The organism is Paraburkholderia sp. SIMBA_030, assembly GCF_046535245.1.
In the GTDB taxonomy this organism is placed as follows: domain Bacteria; phylum Pseudomonadota; class Gammaproteobacteria; order Burkholderiales; family Burkholderiaceae; genus Paraburkholderia.
In genome coordinates, this window is record NZ_JAWRXB010000666.1 from 1 (window position 1) to 267 (window position 267).

General features: G+C 47.2%; 1 pseudogene. It reads left to right on the plus strand.

The features are described 5' to 3' along the window. Positions 1–266 (plus strand): annotated as a pseudogene (locus SB772_RS41625) (hypothetical protein); the annotation flags it as partial. Between the last annotated feature and the right edge of the window lies 1 nt (position 267).

Here is a 267-nt window from a genome sequence, read left to right on the forward strand (position 1 = left end):
TGAATCAAGCGCAAGAAGTGTTGGCAGAGCCGATTCAAACGGTCATGCGTCGCTACCGTGTTGAAAACCCGTATGAAAAACTAAAAGCCTTGACTCGTGGTAATGCCATGACTCGTGAAGCCATGCTAACTTTCGTCGAAAGCGATGAGCTATCGGCAGTTAGTGATGCGGATAAAGAACGCCTACGTGCATTGACGCCTGCTACTTATATCGGTAATGCCGCTGAGCAAGCACGCGCTATTAAAGAATGGATTGCCAAGCTTTAAT